Below are 19,492 nucleotides of genomic sequence, written 5' to 3'. Positions count from 1 at the left end.
TGTTCCCAAAAGACGCCGGAAATTATTATCTTTCACCGCCAAAGGCAAAGTAAATTTTGGTATTGGAATGCACCATGGCCGGCATTAGATTGATACATTACACACTCATTTTGTAAACCTTTGAACAATATGTCACTGAATATCCATTCTACCCAACGACTGTACAACGATGTAAACATACCCTGTTTCGGCTTAGGGGTTTGGCGAACCGGCCCGGGTGATGAAACACGAAAGGCCGTAGATTTTGCTTTGCGTAGCGGTTACCGGCATATTGATACGGCTCATTTTTACAAAAACGAAAAAGACGTCGGCGTTGCTTTGAAACAATCAGGGCTTGATCGAAAGAATGTTTTTATCACGACAAAACTGTGGAATGATGATCACGGGTACGATCGTTCTCTTCGTGCGTTCCATGAAAGCCTATCTTTGCTCGATCTGACCTATGTTGATTTATATCTCATTCACTATCCGGTGAGCGGCAAACGCGGTGAAAGCTGGAAGGCTTTGGAAAAATTATACGAAGAAGGTCTGTGCCGCGCCATCGGCGTAAGCAACTATACGCAGCGTCATTTAGATGAACTGCTGCAATCCGCCCGCATCAAACCGATGGTCAATCAGGTAGAATTTCATCCCTGGCTTTATCAAAATGAACTGCTTAACTTTTGTAAAACGAACGGTATCGTACTCGAAGCGTATAGTCCATTGACCAAAGGTCAAAAAATCAATGATCCGGAACTGTCTAAAATCGCCGCGGTATATCAACGCTCACCCGCGCAAATATTGATTCGGTGGGCGCTACAACACGGTATCGTTGTATTGCCTAAATCAGCACAACCGGCGCGCATTACTGAAAATGCATCCGTATTTGATTTTAATATTACCGATCAAGACATGGCACGACTGGATGCATTCAACTGCAATTTGCGCGTGGCTTGGGACCCGACAAACACCCCCTAAGGAGAAAATATGTACAAGTTAATCATGTTGGTTTTACTACTTTTCGTTCCCATACGTGACCACCGTTCAGAATACGAAGCATTGCATTGGCTGCTCGGCGCGTGGCAATACACCAAAGGATCGATGACATTTATCGAAAACTGGTCACACGCCGCACCCCAGCTTTTTACGGCACACAATGTTACGCTGAAAAACAACGATACGATAACGTACGAAGATGTACGCCTCGAAATCGTCAACGATACTTTATGTTATCATGTCAAACCCAAAGGTCAGGCATTAACGGCTTTTATGCTCGTACAGTTAACTGACAACAAAGCTGTTTTTGAAAATTTCACCAATGACTTTCCGCAACGCATCACTTATCATCATACATCGGCCGATTCGCTGCATGCCTATATCGAAGGCCCTTCCCGCGGCGCTTGGAGACAAATAGACTATTACTACGCACGCATTACCAAAAACTAAAATAACAACCACACCATGAAACGTATTTTTTATTTGGCATCGTGCAGCACTTGCCAAAAAATTCTCAAAACGGTCAAACCCGGTAAAGATGTAGTACTACAAAATATAAAAGAAGAAACCATCACGCCGGATCAATTGGATGCTATGAAAAAACTGGCCGGTTCCTACGAAGCATTATTCAGCAAACGTTCCATGAAATTCAGAGCATGGAATTTGCATGAAAAAGAACTGACGGAAAAAGAAATGCGCGATCTGATTCTCAAAGAATACACGTTTCTCAAACGCCCGGTTGCCGTTATAAACGATCAGATATTTGTAGGTAATACAAAGATAGCCGTTGACGGTTTGAAGCATGCATTGAAAGAAAAATAAATATGCTGAAACAGGCTATACCTCTGCTGCATGTAAGCGACGTACGACAGGCGGAAGCGTTTTATTGCGGCGTGCTTGGCTTTGAAATGTACACTTCTACCCGTGCACGAGAGGATATGGAAAACCCCTGTTACATGGTCGTTTGGCGTGATAACGTAGTCTTGCATCTGTCGTCTTTTTCGGGAGACGGGAAGTTCGGCGGTGTGGTGAATATCTTAGTCGAAAACGTAGATCGTTTGTACGATGAGTTTTTACAAAAAAACGTGTCCCTCGATTTACAACCGACGGATCAGACATGGGGTACGCGTGAAATGTATGTAAAAGACACCGACCAAAATTGCCTGCGTTTTTTTACATTGAAATAACGATCATTTATTTGTTTGTATAGCATTTAAAATTGACGCATAAAAAAGTACAAGTTCCCCGCCGGTAGTCCCCATTTCATAAAAAAGATTTTTATACTGTTCCACGGACGCGAGATCACCCCCGATAACTGCGGCTATATAATTATCGCCCCAGCGGATATACGCATTCTGAAACGAGTATAATTTTGCAATTTGCGTCACCTTCTCAAAATCGGATTTAGCCAAAGCGCCGGACTGAATCGCTGTTTGCCATGCGGCATCGCTGAGTATCGGTGGTTGTATACCGCGCCACTCCGACAAACGCTCTACATCGCGAAACGGGCGATCGGCATTTTTTAATGCTAATGAATCCAATATATGCACCATGCGACGATGATAGGGCAATCGCTGTTCGATAAACTTTTTATTCGATTCGATTTCTGCGACGATACTTTTCAACGCTGTTTCGGCCAATTCTTGTTGGGCATAATTTTGCCTTACCTCATTTACGGCTAATGCAATGAGAACACCCGCAATGATCGTAATTAATTCAAAAACAAAGCGCCCCCAATTTTCTTTGATAAATTTCTTCATTCGATATCCTAAGCATATTTATTTAAGATAGACTGCCAAATATAATGAATCAAGCATTTAGGGATTGTTTACTCATATCTCTGCATGACTGAGATCATACCCGTGTGCATTTTCCTATTGTACGTTATAACGTTGTAAACTCGGAGGTTCTTTTATGGCACGTATTCGAACTTTAATCATGGGCGCAGCCGGCCGTGATTTTCATAATTTTAATGTAATCTATCGCGATAACAAAGCATACGAAGTCATTGCTTTTACGGCGAATCAAATACCCAATATTGACGGACGCAAATATCCGTCGGCATTGGCGGGAAAACTCTATCCGAAAGGTATTCCGATTTTTCCGCAAAAAGATTTGGATGCATTGATACGCAAATACCGGATTGACGAAGTCGTTTTTTCCTACAGTGATGTCTCTTACAATTATCTGATGTCGTGCAGCTCGATTGCCAATGCGGCGGGCGCGCATTTCAAAATCCTCGGCGCTGATCCCACGATGATTCGCAGTAAGCGTCCGGTGATTTCCATTTGCGCTGTTCGTACAGGTTCTGGAAAAAGTCAAACCACGCGGCGTGTTTCTTCGATTCTCAAATCGCTCGGACTTAAGGTAGCGGCCATTCGCCACCCTATGCCTTATGGTGATTTGGCCAAACAACGTGTACAACGCTTTGCGCAGCTTGCGGATCTCAAAAAACATAAGTGTACGATCGAAGAAATTGAGGAATATGAACCGCACATCGTAACGGGTACAATCATTTACGCCGGCGTGGATTATGAAGCGATTTTACGTCAGGCCGAAAAAGAAGCGGATGTGATTTTGTGGGATGGCGGTAATAACGACATGCCGTTTTATAAACCCGATCTGCATATCGTGGTAGCCGATCCGCTGCGCGCAGGGCATGAATTGTTGTATTATCCCAGCGAAGCCAATCTCCGTATGGCCGATGTTGTAATCATCAATAAAGAAGATTCGGCTGATATGAAATCCACCAATCTGCTGCGTGACCATATTCATCAAGTCAATGCCAAAGCCGTGATCGTGGATGCCGCTTCGCCGATATTTGTCGAACATCCTGAGAAGATCATCGGAAAGCGCGTGCTGGTCGTTGAAGACGGCCCTACGCTCACGCATGGTGAGATGAAATTTGGCGCCGGGACGGTGGCCGCACAAAAATACGGCGCACGAATGATCGTGGATCCGCGTCCTTACACATCCGGGAGTATCACCGAAACCTACAAAAAATATCCCGACATCGGCGTCCTGTTGCCCGCGATGGGCTACGGTAGCAAACAAGTCAAAGACCTTGAAGCGACGATCAACCGTACCCCGTGCGATACAGTGATCATCGGCACGCCGATTGATCTACATCGCATTATTACCATAAAAAAGCCTTCCGTGCGTGTGCGATACGACCTGCAAGAAATCGGCACGCCCAATCTCGATACATTGTTACAGAAATTCGTGAAACGTATGAAATTATAACGTTTCATTTTTTTCTACCCTTCCAATCCCGTCATGATTACCTTCCTGACGGGATTTTTTTGGGAGATAATATGATCAAAATAGGTATTCTCACTGCTTCCGATCGTGCCAGCGCCGGTGTGTATGAAGATCTTTCCGGTAAAGCGATTATGGAAGCATTGCGCCTGTATCTGCGATCCGATTGGATGCCGGTTTATAAAGTTATACCGGACGACAGAGCAAGTATCGAAAAAGAATTGGCTGATATGGCGGATCGTGAGGCATGTTGCTTGATCGTAACGACCGGCGGAACAGGGCCTGCCCCGCGCGATGTCACGCCGGAAGCTACGGAGGCTGTGTGCGATAAGATGATGCCGGGATTTGGCGAATTGATGCGTGCTGTATCGCTGCAGTATGTCCCAACGGCCATTCTTTCACGCCAAACGGCCGGCATTCGCGGTAAGACGTTGATCGTCAACCTTCCCGGAAAACCCAAATCCATTCGTGAATGTTTAGATGCCGTATTTCCCGCTGTACCTTATTGTGTTGAATTAATCGGGGGACCAAAGTTGGAATGTCATGCCAATGCCGTGAAAGCTTTTAGGCCAAAAGAATGACTCCGTAAGAATTTTGCGATTTTAAAATACGGTCTTTATTTGCAATGCAAAAGAGAAGCTGCGTTGAGAAATCATACCTTCGAGATTATTCGTGCCCACATCAAGAATTGTTTTTCCCATCAAAAAACCGGCACCGAGTGCCATATCTAAACCTTGGTTGACACCACCGACACTGAGGCCACTGCGAAGAATAACCTTGCGCCAGCGGTGGTTTTCAGCTCCGACTGCAATACGAGACGTCACATTTCCAGGCGCATTATGTAGTATCACCTCAATATCGCCGGCTAAAAGCCATTCTTTATCCAGTTGGTAGCCGACTCCGGCACGAAGTATTCCCGGCAAACGGGTAGAATATTGTCCTCCGTAAATCGTCGTATCTACGGATTTTTTCTTGGCATTAAAAATATCCTCGCTGCGCACATCAAACTGGGCCACACGTTTTTCATTCAGTGTTTCCCACTGCATGTTGCTATATACGTCTATCACGCTAATGCCTGCAAACCATTCTTTGTTGATCTGAGCGCTGACTCCAAAACTAACGGAAAAACCATTACCGCCGGAAGACTGGCGCGTGTGAAATCTTGCTCCGGTAATAAAACTATCCGACTCTGCTATAAAGGCACGAAAATCTTTTATTGTGACTTGTTTTACTCCGCGCATATACGTAAGCGTGGCGCCGACGGCTATTTCGCGAATGTGTTTATCAAATAAACCGGTTAGCGGAAAACCCGCCGAAAGCGAAGTACGCAACGCGGCCATGCCGCCGCCCTTGCCACGCGCGCTAAGGTTTTCGGAACCGACTTCATAGGCATCTTTAGCAAAAACTACATCTAAAATTTCACGCGGCAATTGCATATTTCCGTTGCCACCCGCTTCAAAATTGACGGCATAATTTTTATACTGCACACTGAGTGCTCGTGCGACGCCGGAACCGTTAAAATCAAACGCTTTCTTACCTTTCAAAAGATCACGAATATCCGCTTTGTCGGCTTCCGAAAGAACGCGCCCGTTGTATTTATTATAATCAGTGCGTGAAAAAATATTATTTCGATGGTTAAAGCCAAACCCGGTGTACGCTATCGTTAATTTCGGTTTGAGTTTGTAATTCAAACCAAGGTTTGCCGGATTCCATCGGTAAGCATCCGTATTTTCGGAAACGGCTGTCTGAGCGAACGCCATCCCTATCGCACGTGCATCCGCCTCTTCCTGCGTATAAACATACGCAGTGAAAACAAAGCTATATACTAAAATTAATATTTTTCTCATTGTAAATTTTCATCGATTTGAACTTCAATTTCGATCTCCGTATCCAAATCCACATAATCGGCCGAACTGACTTTTACAAAATCTGTCCCGGGCGTTTGCATGAGTTTGGCTTTGATACCCCGGAAACGTTTTGTTATCTCCGGCGCGAATAATCGTTGAAATTCTGTTTTATTGAGGGCGTAATCAAGCGTCGTGGTTGTCGGTGCAGTAACCAATCCGGTTGACGGATTAACCTGACCGGCACCGATAATCAAAGGCGAAGAAGGATATACCAACTTATAAGCATTGGTCGAATCATAAAAACGTGCTGCATCGGCGGTGCTATCAATAATAAATTGAACCGACACCGGAACGGGGAAATGATTTTTAATTGTGCCGGTGATACGAACGGATTCCAAATTGGAATAAATTCTTTTTCGGGTACCTTCGCCGACATCAAACACATGCGGCGTCGGACGTATGCGGTTTTTGGTGGAGTCGTTGGGCAGTTTAAAAACAAGCGGAGCCCTCAGATTGATTCGCACGTCTATGGAGTCTTGTTTGGTAATAATTCCGTTGGCCACATTGTCGCCGACTATCGCGCCACCGCTGACATAAATCGAATCCGGAACAAGATTAAGAAGCGCAGCCACTTCATCATATTCGGCTAACGGTGTACGCAAGGTATCACGTTGCGGATCAGTTCCCGATGTGTATTTATTAAGACTGCCATTGATCACCGTCGAAGCCGAACGCGTTCCGCGTTTGCCGGTCAACGTCATTGACATAGCGACCGGGAAAGGAATACGATGCGAAGTGATGATTTCAAAAAAAGCAGAACGTAACTGAATGCTGTCTAAATCACGAATATTGACATCCTGACTGCGATTGGAAATAGTAAAATCTTCATTAGACAAGGTGCCGCGCATGCGAGAAAAATGTAATGAATCAACCACGGCAACGACACGTACACCGTTCCCGTTGGAGATAACTGTATTATTATTAGTAGAAGCAACGGTAACAATCGTGTATCTATAATCCACGAAACGACTGCTACTAACGGACCAATTAGGAATAAGCCGATAATTTTTCAGGTCAAGTATCTGCGTACTGTTTTGCCCAGCAATGATATTAAAACTTCTCGTTAACGGTACACCGTTGTTATCTACAAAATCATACATTGTAAAAGTAACGGACGCATTGACGGACAACCCCAGTGGACGAATATTGAGTCGAATGCTGCCTCTTTCTATGTATGCCGAATCTATATCCGACTGGCTATCGGAAACAATAGAATCCGTATTACTGATAGTTTGCGACGGAAATTTACCGGTAACCGATGAGGCCGTGATATCAGAAACAATGTGAATGGCTAACGCAGCGGTCGAATCAACCAGTTCAGAGCTTCCCGAACCACTGGAATAACCGGCTATACGAATCGTCACCGAATCCCGTACAACTTTGGATGAAGGCGCAGGATACGTGATACTTTTTTGGGATACGCTGCCTAAAGTAGCCGGAATATTTTTGATGACAAAACTGTCGATACGTGTACGCGATGTCGAATTAAATATTACCACGTTCAGCGAGTCCATTGCGCAACTTGTATTATTGGTAAATCGTAAAGCTACGTTTCCGCTATAAAGCGTCGCTGATTTAAACTGAGTAAACTGCGTTGTATTGCGCGATGTAGGAGTGTAACTGCCCGGCATATTGAAAGCCGGAATAACTGCATTCGTACCATGCAGACCTGACCAAAAACCCGGTGCCAAATCGCCCAAGCGCAAATTGATATCAACGGAATCGCGAACCTTGAGATCATTATTGATCGCCGCGTCAGCCGAATCCGATGTAGGATCCACATTCAATTCGTCTCCGGCATGTATGGTTTCTCTGTCAAAAATACGAATCACTACTGAATCGCTGATAATATCCACGGCCAGCGAATCTTTTCCATTTTCGATATCTTTTTTCAAATCAAAAATATCGTAGATGTCTTTGCTCAGAGGAAATCGTAACGCGGAAGTAAATTGAGGCTCAACGGGTTTTTCGCATGCAGAGAAAAAGGTAAACCCCGACACAAGGCTCACCCACATCAACGTGTAGGTATAAAATGTTTTTGGCATATTTTTTAAATATAAAAAAAAGGCGCACGTGCGCAAGAGCAATCAGGAAAAAACTTCGATAAAATGCGCAATTTGCCCGGGAAAAGCGTCCGGATCGATCGGTTTACGAATGTACGCGTCACAACCTGCAGCCAATGTGCGTTCACGATCGCCTTGCATGGCGTTGGACGTAATAGCTATGATAGGAATATGTTTTAATTCAGGATTAGATTTAATTTGGCGTGTGGCTTCAAATCCGTCCATGATCGGCAAATTAATATCCATCAAAATCAGATCGGGTTTCAATTCCTCCGCTGCTTTGACACCTTTGGCCCCATCACCGGCTTCGAAAACTTCAAACCCTGCATGTTCGAGTAACCTGCGCACCAGTAAACGATTGAGTTCGTTGTCTTCGATGTATAAAATGCTTTTGGGTTTACCGCTCATATGTCAGATTGTGTGTTTTATCGGTATTTTAAACGAAAACGTACTGCCTTCGCCCGGGCGACTTTCGACATGCATCTGACCGCGATGCAATTCGATAAATTTTTTAGCAATATTCAGCCCCAAACCCGTTCCGCCCGCTTTGCGCGTGGTTGAACCGTCTACCTGACGAAATCGCTCGAAAATAGATTGGATATGTTCTTTATCAATGCCGATGCCGGTATCTGTGATGCGTACAATGATCCAGTCGCCATCGCGAGCCGCGCTGATCAGTATGGCCCCCTCTTCAGTAAATTTAACCGCATTAGAAACCAGATTATAGATCACCTGACGTATCTTCGTCATATCGGCTTCGATTTCCGGCAACGACGATTCAATATTTTTCTCAAGTTTCAGCGGACGCCCGACCAGCAGTGATTGCGTAGCGGCAATAATTTCATCCACCATAGGTTCCAGCGTAAACGACTTGATATCCAGATCCGTACGACCGGCCTCGATTTTGGAAAGCTCAAGGATGCTATTGATAATCTCCAGTAAATGTTTACCGCTGTTATAAATAGCATTCAAATCGGTACCCTGGCGTTCCGTTATCGGCCCGTCAACACCGGCCATGATTAACTTGGAAAAACCGATAATCGAATTAAGAGGTGTACGCAATTCGTGGCTCACATTAGCAATAAATTCCGATTTCAAACGATCGGCTTCCTGCGAATGTTTGACGGCTTCGCGCAAAGCCATGTTGCTCTTACGGAGATCGTCCGTACGCTCCGTTACTTTATCTTCCAATTGTTTATTGGATCGCTCCAACTCGGACGTCACAGATTGCAATTGCAGATAGGCGCTGCCTAATTGTTCCGTGAGTATTTTATGCTGTTCAAATAGTTTTTTATCCCGTTCCGTTTCAAACTCGTCCGTGCGCCGCGAGAATTTAACCAACTCATCAACCAGCCTTTGTTCAAAAAACACCTCATCCAATTCCGACAGTTGTTCACTGCTTTGAATACGCCGAACCTGATTGATGCGTTCTTTGAGCAAGTCCGACTCGCGCTGCATGGTGCGTAATTTTTCATTGCGGCGACGTAACATGCCGAGCACATACAGATAAGTTTCACGCATCCTTGCCAGCGGTTCGGTTGCGGCCGCCTGAAAAACCTGGCATTCGAAGCATGACGGCAATCCCAGATGAGTGCGGCAACCGCACATTTCACCCGCGATATACCAGCAGCGGGCATGCGAAGCCTGATAGGCTACGCAATCATGGTCCGGGCATGAACGCAGTTGAAAGCAACGGGTTGTTACCTCCGGTGAGCGTGTATCCGGTAAACGTTGATGTTCGATCTCCGTTGCGAGGTCAGTCAAGTGATCGACGATCGTCGTCAGGTGTTCGCTGGAATAAACAATTTTTTCAAGTTCGATGCCGGCATTAGTATCATCTGCATTTTTAGCCGAACTTTTTTTTCGCGTCTTTTTTTTCTTTTTAAATTCAGTTTCGCTGCGTACGTCTTCCGCCATCACGTTTTCGGTGATCAATCCTTCGATGGATACATCACCGGTTTGCGCAGGCTTTTTACGTGAAGCCGCTTTAGGCGTCAGATCGTATTCGATGATGGTAATATCGCCGCTGTGCGGAATGTGTGTCATAATCAGTGCGCAAATATTGCGTGAATAGCCGTCGGCATTACTTCTAATTCGACGGTGTGGGCGTCCATAGATACGACTTCCCCATCGGCATGGATCGGCAGTAACTCAGACGACGCAATGCGAACATTTTTGGTACGGTACATACGAACGCCCGGCGCCCCATCATGTTTGCCTTGCATGACTGTGGGCAGATCCAACAGCATTTTTAATTTGCTGCGGGAATCCACAATACATACATCCAACCATCCGTCGTCAATTTTGGCATGGGGTGTGATATAAAATCCGCCGCCGGAGCATGAACCGTTGCCCGTCGTCATCATTAGAATTTTGTTGTTTATCGTTTCGCCATTGATTCGTATTTCCGCCATCGGATGCTGGTATTTAAAAAGCGATTTGAATACGGCCGCAAGATAAATCAAAACGCCGCGCAGCGATTTGATCTGAATGCTTTCATAATTGACATATGCATCGAAGCCGATACCTACATTATTGTCGAAATACCGCGCATGATCGCCGTCCACACTGATACGACCAATATCGATCAAACGACGCGAACCCGTTGCGATCGCTTCCAACGCCGGCCGAAGTTCTTTAGGCATATGAAGCATTTTCGCAAAATCATTACCGGATCCGATCGGAAGTACGCCCAGTGCGGCTTTGGGAGGTTGACCACCCGACTGCGCATAAGCCTGCATCAATCCGTTCACAACTTCGTGTACCGTACCATCGCCGCCCGCGGCAATGATCACATCGTGATCCGCTGCGCGCTCTACCACATACGGCATCGCTTCACTGGATTGAGTTGTCACCAATATTTCATGCGGGATATTTCGTTCCGACAGAAAGCGCCGCACTTCCGGTACGCATCGCGTACCGTTGCCGCGGTTAGCCGCCGGATTGATGACGCAAAACCACTTGCCGGTTGTCCTACTCATACACCGTCACCGTTTGTTTAGTGAAAACGAACTATTTAAAACGTGCTTATTCGACGAGCGCTATACAATCAATTTCCACCAGCACATCTTTGGGCAGGCGTGCGACTTCTACGGTGGATCGTGCCGGTGCGGCTTCCGACATATATTCTGCATATGTTTCATTCATTGCCGCAAAATCATTCATATCTTTGAGAAATACCGATGTTTTGATGATTTTATTCAGATCACTTCCTCCGGCGCGAAGTATCGCGCGAAGATTTTCAAGCACCAGGCGTGTTTGCTGGCGTACATCGCCGGTTAATAGCTGTCCGGTTTTGGGATCAAGCGCAATCTGTCCGGAGGTGAATATCATTTTGCCGGAGGCGATGACTGCCTGATTGTACGGCCCGATCGGAGCCGGCGCCAGCTCTGTTCTTACAAATTCTTTGGGCATATTCCCTCGTTAATAATTATTTTACAATCGCAACGCCGGAGGCTACCATCGTTACCACTTTTTGAGGGCCGACGATTTTTTCAATTTCTTCTTTGGGTTTACCCGCATCTTCCAGATAATGGCGTGCCTCGTCTTGCGGAATTTCTTTCTCTTCGATTTTGCCCTGTACTTTTACTTTACGACCGGCGGCATCTTTAGGAACAAAAAAACCATAGTTTTCAAATGTGATGCGCATCGGTTGGTTTTCCGTTGCGATCTCCATCCAGCAGCCTTTTTTCTGGCAAACCGATTTGATCTCGGATTCGATCAGTATTTCCTTATCTTTGTAGCTGCCAACTTGTGCCACCGCTTGGGCGATCGGCGTTACTTCCGACATGGTCACACCTTTACCAAAAGAATCCATTTGCGGTGCCGGTGCGGGTTTGGAACAACCTAACCAAGCCATAGCCAGTACTATACTGAGAAAATACTTCATATGTTTTCCTTTATTAAACTATTATAGAGTTAGAAATTAATCTTACTTAATGTCTTTGAATTTGGCGTCTTGTACATCTTCAGAATTGAAAACGGTCGTTCGCACTTCTTTATTTTTATCACTCGGCGAGGAATTACGCATCGGATTATTCTTAGGATCGGTGACAATCCATAATTTACGAATGATACGAAAAGCCGCATACGCAACGGCACCGACCAATAACAATCGTATTAAACCAAACATAAAAATCCTTATTAGAATTGTTCGAGAAAACGCACGTCATTTTCTATCAAAAGCCTTAAATCATTGATTCCGTACAACGGCATGACGATACGGTCCAAGCCCATACCGAAAGCATAGCCGGTATATTTATTTTTTTCATAACCGGCGTAATCAAATAATTGCGGATGTACCATACCAGCCCCAAGAATTTCCATCCATCCGGAATTTTTACAAGTACGGCAGCCTTTACCGCGGCAAAATATACAATTGATATCCACTTCGGCTCCCGGCTCAACGAACGAAAAAAACGACGGTCGAAAGCGAACGCCGATATCATTGCCAAACAAACGATGAACAAACGCGGCAAGCGTTCCTTTCAAGTCAGCAAACGTGACATGTTCGTCCACTACCAGCCCTTCGATTTGATTAAAAAAAGGAAGGTGCGTGGCGTCGGGTGTGTCTTTTCGGTAAACGCGGCCGGGACAGATCATTCGGATCGGCGGTTTCATACGCTGCATGGTGCGCGCCTGAACGGGTGTCGTGTGCGTACGCAAAACCACATTTTCGTTGATAAAAAAAGTATCCTGCATATCGCGTGCGGGATGGTCTTTGGGAATATTTACCGTTTCAAAATTGTAGTAATCCAATTCGACTTCCGGGCCGTCTTCGATGGTAAATCCCATCTCGTAAAAAATCTGCTTGATATCATTGAGAACGATCGTCAAAGGATGATTGTGCCCTACCCATCCGTGACGCCCCGGTAATGTGGCATCAAAATCATCCTTCGGATCAACTTCCGCCGCTTGCACGGCCGCTTTGATTTCGGCCAACCGCGCCTCAACACTTTGTTTGACTTCGTTGAGCATTTTACCGAATTGGGGCTTTTGCTCTTTCGGCAGCGCTTTGAGCGCTTCGGTAGCCAGCGTCAGAATACCTTTTTTTCCAAGATATTTTATTTGCAGTTGTTCAAGTGCGGCTTTATCCAATGTTTGCCCGTCGGTATCACTTTGAAACTGCGATTTTATCTGTTCGAAATCCATGACTTCCTTCTTCAAAAATTCATCATTTACATGGTATCAAAAAAAACACGTATTCGCAAGATTTTTGCCGTCCTGTGAAGCAAAAAAAAGACATGCCGCATAGCGTGGCATGTCTTTTACACATTCGTCTGTTATGCGAAGTTAGTTCGCTGCTTTAGCCACTTCAATAAGTTTATTGAATGCCGTTGCATCGTTCATGGCCAATTCGGCCAGCATTTTACGATTCACGTCAACATTGGCTTTCTTCAGCGCGGCAACGAATTTGGAATACGTCATGCCGTGTTCACGGACAGCCGCATTGATACGAATAATCCACAGGCTGCGGAAATTACGTTTGTTGGCTTTACGATCGCGCGTCGCATAGGTCATTCCTTTTTCGACGGTTTCGATCGCACTGCGCAGTACATTTTTACGCTTGCCCCAGGCACCTTTAGCCTGCTTAAAAATCTTTTTCCGGCGGGCCTTACTGGCCGGGTTATTTGTGGAACGTGGCATGGTATTCTCCTTTTAAATTTTTTTCTTTGTTTACGCCTGCAATTACTTCAAGCCAAGCAGATGGCTTATGCGATGGTTATCCGAGTCCGCCACTTCCGTTTTGCCGACCTGATTGGATTTACGGGTATTGGATTTGGCGCTCATATTGTGGCGATGCGTTGCTTTCTTACGGAGAATACGGCCTGAGCCGGTCACATGAAAGCGCTTCTTTGCGCCGCTATTGGTTTTAGTTTTTGGCATGGGATGCTCCTTATTAGTTTAATTTATTTTGTATTAGCGATTTTTGATAAAGATCATAACCATGTTACGACCTTCGAATTTCATTTCACCGTCCAGTTTGCCCACGGATTCCAGATCCGTCACCATACGCTCGGCCAATTGAATACCGGCTTCTTTGTTGGCAATTTCACGGCCTTTATAAACAACGACCATTTTGACCTTATATCCGTCTTTAAGAAAATTGACAGCGTGTTTCACCTTAAATTGGTAGTCGTGATCGTCCGTGACAGGTCGGAAACGCAATTCTTTGACTTCGCCCGTATGGGTTTGTTTTTTACGCGCTTCTTTTTCACGCTTTTGGATTTCATAGCGATATTTTCCAAAATCCAAAATTTTACAAACCGGCGGATCAGCTGTAGGAACGATTTCCAAAAGATCCTGGCCTTCTTCCTGAGAACGGCGCAGCGCTTCTTTGATGTCCACGATACCGATCTGTTCACCCTTGGGTCCGATCAGTCGCACTTTGGGTGTGCGAATCTGCTCGTTGATACGAATTTTGTCTTCCTTACCGATGGCTGGTCTCCTTACTTAGTAAACGTAATTAGTCGAGTATTTTGTCTTCGATCTGTTGTTTGACCTGCGCTATAAATTCCGCCAATCCGGCAGCACCCTGATCGCCTTTGCCATGACGGCGCACCGCAACGGTTTGTGTTTGCATTTCTTTTTCACCGACGACAAGAATGTATGGTATTTTTTTCATCTCCGCTTCGCGGATTTTATAACCGATTTTCTCATTACGCGTATCCAGTTGGCAACGGATTTTTTCTTTTTCCAAAGCGGCTTTGACCTGTTCCGCATACGACGTATGCGCGTCGGAGATGGGTAGCACAGCAACCTGAACCGGTGCGATCCATACGGGAAAATTACCGGCAAAATGTTCGATCAGAATTGAAATAAATCGCTCCATCGAACCAAACGGTGCACGGTGTATAATTACAGGGCGGTGTTTTTGCCCGTCTCCACCGATAAACTCAAGTCCAAACCGCTCGGGCATCACATAATCCACTTGCACGGTGCCAAGTTGCCATTGGCGCCCGAGAGCATCCCGCACGATAAAATCAAATTTAGGCCCATAGAATGCCGCATCGCCGATACCGACAAAATAATCCAATTTCATGGCGTCGGCTACTTCATGTATTTCGCGTTCGGCTTGATCCCACATTTCAGGGGATCCCGCATATTTATCCGGAGTCTTGGGGTCGCGGAAAGACAGACGCGTTTTGACGGGCATGCCAAATGTTTTAAAGACCAGTTGCGTTAAATCAATCGCGTTGATCAATTCATTTTTAAGCTGGTCGTGCGTGCAATAAATATGCGCATCATCTTGCGTAAATCCGCGCACGCGCGAAAGCCCGCTTAATTCACCGGACTGCTCATAACGATATACTGTGCCAAATTCGGCCAATCGCAACGGAAGATCACGATAACTTCTCGGCTTGGAAGCATAGATCTGATGATGATGCGGACAATTCATCGGCTTTAGAATATATTCTTCGTCTTCCACTTTGATCGGTGAAAACTGAGAATCCGCATAATAGGGATAATGCCCGGACGTACGATACAAATTAAGATTTCCGATATGCGGTGTTACCACTTCCTGATAACCGCGTCGAAGTAATTCGTCTTTAAGAAAATTTTCCAACGTCCTGCGCAGCAAAGTGCCATTGGGGAGCCAAACCGGCAACCCTCCGCCGATCATCGGCGTAATCATAAAAAGTTCAAGTTCGCGGCCCAGTTTGCGGTGATCGCGTTTTTTGGCCTCCTCAAGCATCGTAAGATATTCATCAAGCTGTTTCTTGGACGGAAAGCTAATAGCACGTAACCGCTGAAGTTGAATATTATTTTCATCGCCTTTATAAAAGGCACCGGCTACCGACATGATCTTAAAGGACTTGATCATCCCCGTATGCGGGATATGCGGACCACGGCAGAGATCTGTAAATTCACCTTGCGTGTAGGAGCTGATCGGAGCGCCTTCCGGAATACGCTCGATGATATCCAGTTTAAAATCCTGACCGATCTTTTTGAAAAACTCCATCGCTTCGCTTCGTGTCAGTTCTGCACGTGTATAGGTAAGTTTTTCTTTGGCGATTTTTTCCATCTCCGCTTCGATGCGGGCAAAATCGGCCTCACTGATTTTTTCCGGAATCAAAATATCATAGAAAAAACCCGCTTCGGTCGGTGGGCCGTCTTCAAATTTGGCCTCCGGCCATAGTCGCTTGACGGCTTGAGCCATGACGTGCGCCGACGAATGCCAGAAAACCTGCATGCCTTCGGCGGTATCCGAGGTAAAAAGTTTGAGCGAAGCATCGCCCGTGATCGGAGTGGACAAATCCACCTGTTTACCGTTCACTTCGGCAACGACACATTTTTCCGCTAAGCCGCGCGAAATAGATGTCGCGACAGCCATCGGGGTAATGCCGGATTCAAAGGAACGAACACTGTTGTCTGGAAACGTGATATTAATTTGTGCCATATTCTAACATCGTGAACCGGGATTATTTTCAACCCGTCCGCTGAGTGATGCCGATCGGGTTATCCGGTAGTTCTGGTTTTTAGGTCAGAACGTTTTGTATTGCTGTACTAAAGACAGCATTAAAGTGCGCCCATAGTAGCCGAAAATATACTGATTGTCAATAAGAATTTTAATATACAGTAAATACGTTGCCTGGACAACCATCCATCATTGTATTATAATTCTGGCGGATAATGCTTCGGCACTCATACGATGAATGCGTTCCGACCAGTGACCGTCATGCGGAAATCGTCGCTCATATTCCGGAATGATTACCGTCTGGTCATATAAATCAACAAACTCCACATTCAGTTCTTTGGACAATTCGCTAAAACGCTTTTGCAAATCTTCATCCCAAGGATGCGAAGTCTGTATTAATAATCTTCCCTTCGGGTTGTATGTCTTAAAAATTTCATAAAAGTCCTTATACTGCGCCACGGTTTTTACCCATGCCGAATCCAAAACTTCAAACGGTTTAAAATCCGCCTCACCGTTCAAAGCTGCCACAAAACTTCCCGTTGTTTTTATTCGCCGCAGGTACGAGGCGCCAATAAAATACAAATGCAAATAGCGTCATAAAAATTCTTTACCCCAAAAATCAGGAGCCACGGTTGTAGTATTATGTTTAAATCCGTTTTCAAATACCATATCACCGATCGGATCGTTTGGACAAAAAGTGATTACGACGATATCCGGGTTAAAAACGTTCAGATGGCGGATTCCATATAACAACTCCTGTTTGGTACACCAGCCGCCGACACCCGCATTGATTATGGAATACTGAGATTTGATGTGCTTGTCGGCATTCAATATAGAGTCCACGAGATATGCAAACGTCGCATGCTGATTGACCGCCACGCCAAACGTATACGAATCTCCCAGCAATAATATCTTTTTTACGGAGGTATCCCGCCATGATGCCGTATCGTATTCCCCCCAACGATGACCATATCCATTGGTTGCGATTGTCAATGATCTTCCATCAAGATCGGAATAGGTAAAATCAAGATAGGGCGCGGTACGTGTCGCATACACGCTGTCGGCAATATAAATTTTATTCATCGCCTCGTTGACGGGGAATGCATAGTGTACGATCACTTCACATACAAGCAAAGACAAAATAACACTGAACACGATGAGCACGATTTTAGACTTCATCTAATCAATCGCTATCAACAGTACAGCGTAAAACATACAACAACATACCGCTTCGATTTGATGCGTGGTTCAAAATTGCATGATGCATCTAGTTCATTCTTAGCACAGCTTTGCGCGCGCTGTCTTTTGCGGCATCGGATAGGTTAAAATTATAATTAAACATGGCACCGTCCCAATCACCGTATAACGGATTAGGCAGAACTATAAATCGACGCCCCCATTCATTCTTCATCTGATCAACACGCTGGTTACGTTCGGGATTCAGACGGCCATCATAGGCATCGGATAAATCATTCAGGTTATCGCCACATACTACAAGAATAGAATGTGTTTCACTGACTTTACGACGGCGCGCTTCTTTATTGGACTCCGCTTCGCGAAACATAATATGCAACGTGTCCGCTTGCGGAAAACCAAGCGAACGCAAATTATTCAAAGTACCCGGTGCTTCGGACGGGCGACGGTTGGTGATATAAAAAACATCTGCACCCTTGGAAACGGCATAATTTAAAAACTCCTTGGCGCCCGGGACAGCTATGGCCTTTGCTTCATCCGTCCACGACTGCCATCCTACCGGATATTGTTCGCCGTTGGCAATTTGGCGGGCCTGATATGGGCTGTTATCTAAAACTGTCTCATCAATATCCACAACCACCGCCGGTTTTTTGGCTGGCTTTTTGGATAACTCGACATCGAGCGTCATACGTGCAACATTAAAAGCCTGATAACACAAGGCACGGTATTCACCGGATATCTGCATCCAGTTTAATGCGGCCATGGTGTACTCATTTCGCGAGACTGTTGTTTTTTTATTATTTTCGACTTTCGGGCTACACGCTAATCCAAAAAAGACCACACCCATGATTAAAAAATTATGCTGTTTCATGCTCATCCTTACAATAGCTGGTTATAGTATAATTTATTTATAATGTTATTTTTTGAAGCCGTTCTGGAATCTCAACATGGCGAAATCCGTTACTTTTTAATGATTCCGCAAATGGCACGCTTTGCGCTTCCTCGCCGTGTACCAAAAAAACGGAAGCTTGTTTGCCGACCAATTCGGTAAAATTAAGCAAATCGGTACGATCCGCATGACCACTGAACGAATTGATTTTATGAACACGCGCTTTTACGGAAAACATATCGCCAAATATTTTTACCGTCTCAGCCTTGTCTACCAATTTACGGCCCAGCGTATGCTCTGCCATAAAACCTACGATGAGCACGGTGTTATTGGAATTCTCAATATTATTTTTCAGATGATGTAAAATACGCCCGGCTTCGCACATACCGGATGCCGAAATGATAATGCACGGATCGTTTATGTCGTTGAGCTTCATCGAATCTTTTACTTCACGAATATAGCGCAATCCTTCAAACGAAAAGGGATTATCCCCGCTTTGCAGGAGATTACGCGCATCTTTATCGTAATAATCAGGGTATTTGCGAAATACCTCCGTAACATTCACCGCAAGCGGACTGTCCACAAATACGGGTATCTCAGGGACAATTTTGTTTTCATACAGCAAATTGAGATGATAAACGATCTCTTGTGTACGCTCCACACTAAAGGCCGGAATGATAATCTTTCCTTTACGCGCAACGGCATCCTGGATCACTTGTACAAATTCGCCGTGTATTTCTTTCACCGGATCGTGAACTTTGTTGCCGTAGGTACTTTCACAAATGAG

At 45.2% G+C, this 19,492-nt stretch carries 24 protein-coding genes; 6 read left to right on the top strand and 18 right to left on the bottom strand.

From position 1 onward, the window contains the following. Positions 1 to 129: 129 nt before the first annotated feature. The 4 genes from HUU58_12565 to HUU58_12550 are packed head-to-tail and all read left to right on the top strand — an operon-like array spanning position 130 to position 2,162. The gene (locus tag HUU58_12565) at positions 130 to 957 is read left to right on the top strand and encodes an aldo/keto reductase (GenBank protein NUN46503.1); all 828 of its coding nucleotides are present in this window, start codon (positions 130 to 132) and stop codon (positions 955 to 957) included. A 9-nt stretch (positions 958 to 966) separates the two neighbouring features. Next, positions 967 to 1,425 carry a hypothetical protein gene (locus HUU58_12560; GenBank protein NUN46502.1) on the top strand — a complete coding sequence of 153 codons (459 nt, stop codon included), beginning with the start codon at positions 967 to 969 and terminating at the stop codon, positions 1,423 to 1,425. Between the two features lie 15 nt (positions 1,426 to 1,440). Then, positions 1,441 to 1,797 (top strand): arsenate reductase, encoded by a 357-nt coding sequence (locus HUU58_12555; protein ID NUN46501.1) that lies wholly within the window; start codon positions 1,441 to 1,443, stop codon positions 1,795 to 1,797. Positions 1,798 to 1,799: 2 nt separating this feature from the next. Continuing rightward, on the top strand, positions 1,800 to 2,162 hold the full coding sequence (locus HUU58_12550) for a VOC family protein (protein NUN46500.1): 363 nt from the start codon (positions 1,800 to 1,802) through the stop codon (positions 2,160 to 2,162). 3 nt (positions 2,163 to 2,165) lie between these two features. On the opposite strand, the gene HUU58_12545 is transcribed toward HUU58_12550, so the two are convergent. Continuing rightward, complete coding sequence (locus HUU58_12545; protein NUN46499.1) at positions 2,166 to 2,735, bottom strand: hypothetical protein; 570 nt, start codon at positions 2,733 to 2,735, stop codon at positions 2,166 to 2,168. Between the two features lie 154 nt (positions 2,736 to 2,889). Here HUU58_12545 and HUU58_12540 point away from each other — a divergent pair, with 154 nt between their 5' ends. After that, complete coding sequence (locus HUU58_12540) at positions 2,890 to 4,218, top strand: GTPase (protein NUN46498.1); 1,329 nt, start codon at positions 2,890 to 2,892, stop codon at positions 4,216 to 4,218. 71 nt (positions 4,219 to 4,289) lie between these two features. Beyond that, positions 4,290 to 4,814 (top strand): molybdopterin adenylyltransferase, encoded by a 525-nt coding sequence (gene mog, locus HUU58_12535; GenBank protein NUN46497.1) that lies wholly within the window; start codon positions 4,290 to 4,292, stop codon positions 4,812 to 4,814. Positions 4,815 to 4,835: 21 nt separating this feature from the next. Here mog and HUU58_12530 read toward each other — a convergent pair whose 3' ends face one another. From HUU58_12530 to HUU58_12450, 17 genes are all read right to left on the bottom strand, one after another. Beyond that, the gene (locus HUU58_12530) at positions 4,836 to 6,080 is read right to left on the bottom strand and encodes a hypothetical protein (protein NUN46496.1); all 1,245 of its coding nucleotides are present in this window, start codon (positions 6,078 to 6,080) and stop codon (positions 4,836 to 4,838) included. Continuing rightward, a complete protein-coding gene (locus HUU58_12525) occupies positions 6,077 to 8,185 on the bottom strand; it encodes a hypothetical protein (GenBank protein NUN46495.1) in 2,109 nt (702 codons plus the stop codon). Before HUU58_12525 ends, HUU58_12530 begins: the two co-directional genes overlap by 4 nt. Before the next feature lie 42 nt (positions 8,186 to 8,227). After that, on the bottom strand, positions 8,228 to 8,611 hold the full coding sequence (locus tag HUU58_12520; GenBank protein ID NUN46494.1) for a response regulator: 384 nt from the start codon (positions 8,609 to 8,611) through the stop codon (positions 8,228 to 8,230). Between the two features lie 3 nt (positions 8,612 to 8,614). Then, the gene (locus HUU58_12515) at positions 8,615 to 10,249 is read right to left on the bottom strand and encodes a hypothetical protein (GenBank protein ID NUN46493.1); all 1,635 of its coding nucleotides are present in this window, start codon (positions 10,247 to 10,249) and stop codon (positions 8,615 to 8,617) included. Between the two features lie 2 nt (positions 10,250 to 10,251). Beyond that, positions 10,252 to 11,184, bottom strand: a complete 933-nt coding sequence (locus HUU58_12510) for a diacylglycerol kinase family lipid kinase (GenBank protein NUN46492.1) — start codon at positions 11,182 to 11,184, stop codon at positions 10,252 to 10,254. A gap of 46 nt (positions 11,185 to 11,230) precedes the next feature. Continuing rightward, entirely contained in the window at positions 11,231 to 11,617 is a 387-nt protein-coding gene (locus tag HUU58_12505; protein NUN46491.1) for a RidA family protein, read from the bottom strand. Positions 11,618 to 11,633: 16 nt separating this feature from the next. Beyond that, positions 11,634 to 12,092: a DUF4920 domain-containing protein gene (locus HUU58_12500; protein NUN46490.1), complete on the bottom strand. Its 459-nt coding sequence runs from the start codon at positions 12,090 to 12,092 to the stop codon at positions 11,634 to 11,636. 42 nt (positions 12,093 to 12,134) lie between these two features. Then, complete coding sequence (locus HUU58_12495) at positions 12,135 to 12,335, bottom strand: hypothetical protein (GenBank protein ID NUN46489.1); 201 nt, start codon at positions 12,333 to 12,335, stop codon at positions 12,135 to 12,137. Between the two features lie 11 nt (positions 12,336 to 12,346). Then, positions 12,347 to 13,354 (bottom strand): phenylalanine--tRNA ligase subunit alpha, encoded by a 1,008-nt coding sequence (gene pheS / locus HUU58_12490; protein ID NUN46488.1) that lies wholly within the window; start codon positions 13,352 to 13,354, stop codon positions 12,347 to 12,349. A 141-nt stretch (positions 13,355 to 13,495) separates the two neighbouring features. After that, positions 13,496 to 13,849, bottom strand: coding sequence for a 50S ribosomal protein L20 (gene rplT / locus HUU58_12485; GenBank protein ID NUN46487.1), 354 nt, complete (start codon positions 13,847 to 13,849; stop codon positions 13,496 to 13,498). Positions 13,850 to 13,891: 42 nt separating this feature from the next. Next, a complete protein-coding gene (gene rpmI / locus HUU58_12480; GenBank protein ID NUN46486.1) occupies positions 13,892 to 14,089 on the bottom strand; it encodes a 50S ribosomal protein L35 in 198 nt (65 codons plus the stop codon). Between the two features lie 33 nt (positions 14,090 to 14,122). Beyond that, positions 14,123 to 14,617 carry a translation initiation factor IF-3 gene (locus tag HUU58_12475; protein NUN46485.1) on the bottom strand — a complete coding sequence of 165 codons (495 nt, stop codon included), beginning with the start codon at positions 14,615 to 14,617 and terminating at the stop codon, positions 14,123 to 14,125. 52 nt (positions 14,618 to 14,669) lie between these two features. Beyond that, positions 14,670 to 16,604, bottom strand: coding sequence for a threonine--tRNA ligase (gene thrS, locus HUU58_12470; GenBank protein ID NUN46484.1), 1,935 nt, complete (start codon positions 16,602 to 16,604; stop codon positions 14,670 to 14,672). Positions 16,605 to 16,811: 207 nt separating this feature from the next. After that, the gene (locus HUU58_12465; protein NUN46483.1) at positions 16,812 to 17,150 is read right to left on the bottom strand and encodes a hypothetical protein; all 339 of its coding nucleotides are present in this window, start codon (positions 17,148 to 17,150) and stop codon (positions 16,812 to 16,814) included. A 66-nt stretch (positions 17,151 to 17,216) separates the two neighbouring features. Continuing rightward, a complete protein-coding gene (locus HUU58_12460; GenBank protein NUN46482.1) occupies positions 17,217 to 17,801 on the bottom strand; it encodes an SGNH/GDSL hydrolase family protein in 585 nt (194 codons plus the stop codon). 88 nt (positions 17,802 to 17,889) lie between these two features. Continuing rightward, positions 17,890 to 18,687, bottom strand: a complete 798-nt coding sequence (locus HUU58_12455) for a 5'-nucleotidase, lipoprotein e(P4) family (GenBank protein NUN46481.1) — start codon at positions 18,685 to 18,687, stop codon at positions 17,890 to 17,892. 37 nt (positions 18,688 to 18,724) lie between these two features. Continuing rightward, a partial coding sequence (locus HUU58_12450) for an MBL fold metallo-hydrolase (GenBank protein NUN46480.1) occupies positions 18,725 to 19,492 on the bottom strand: 768 nt, incomplete at its 5' end.

The sequence above is a fragment of the bacterium genome (assembly GCA_013360215.1).
Taxonomy (GTDB): Bacteria; CLD3; CLD3; order SB21; family SB21; genus JABWCP01.
The sequence above is the reverse complement of the archived record's forward strand: the minus strand, read 5'-3'. Positions and strand labels throughout refer to the sequence as shown.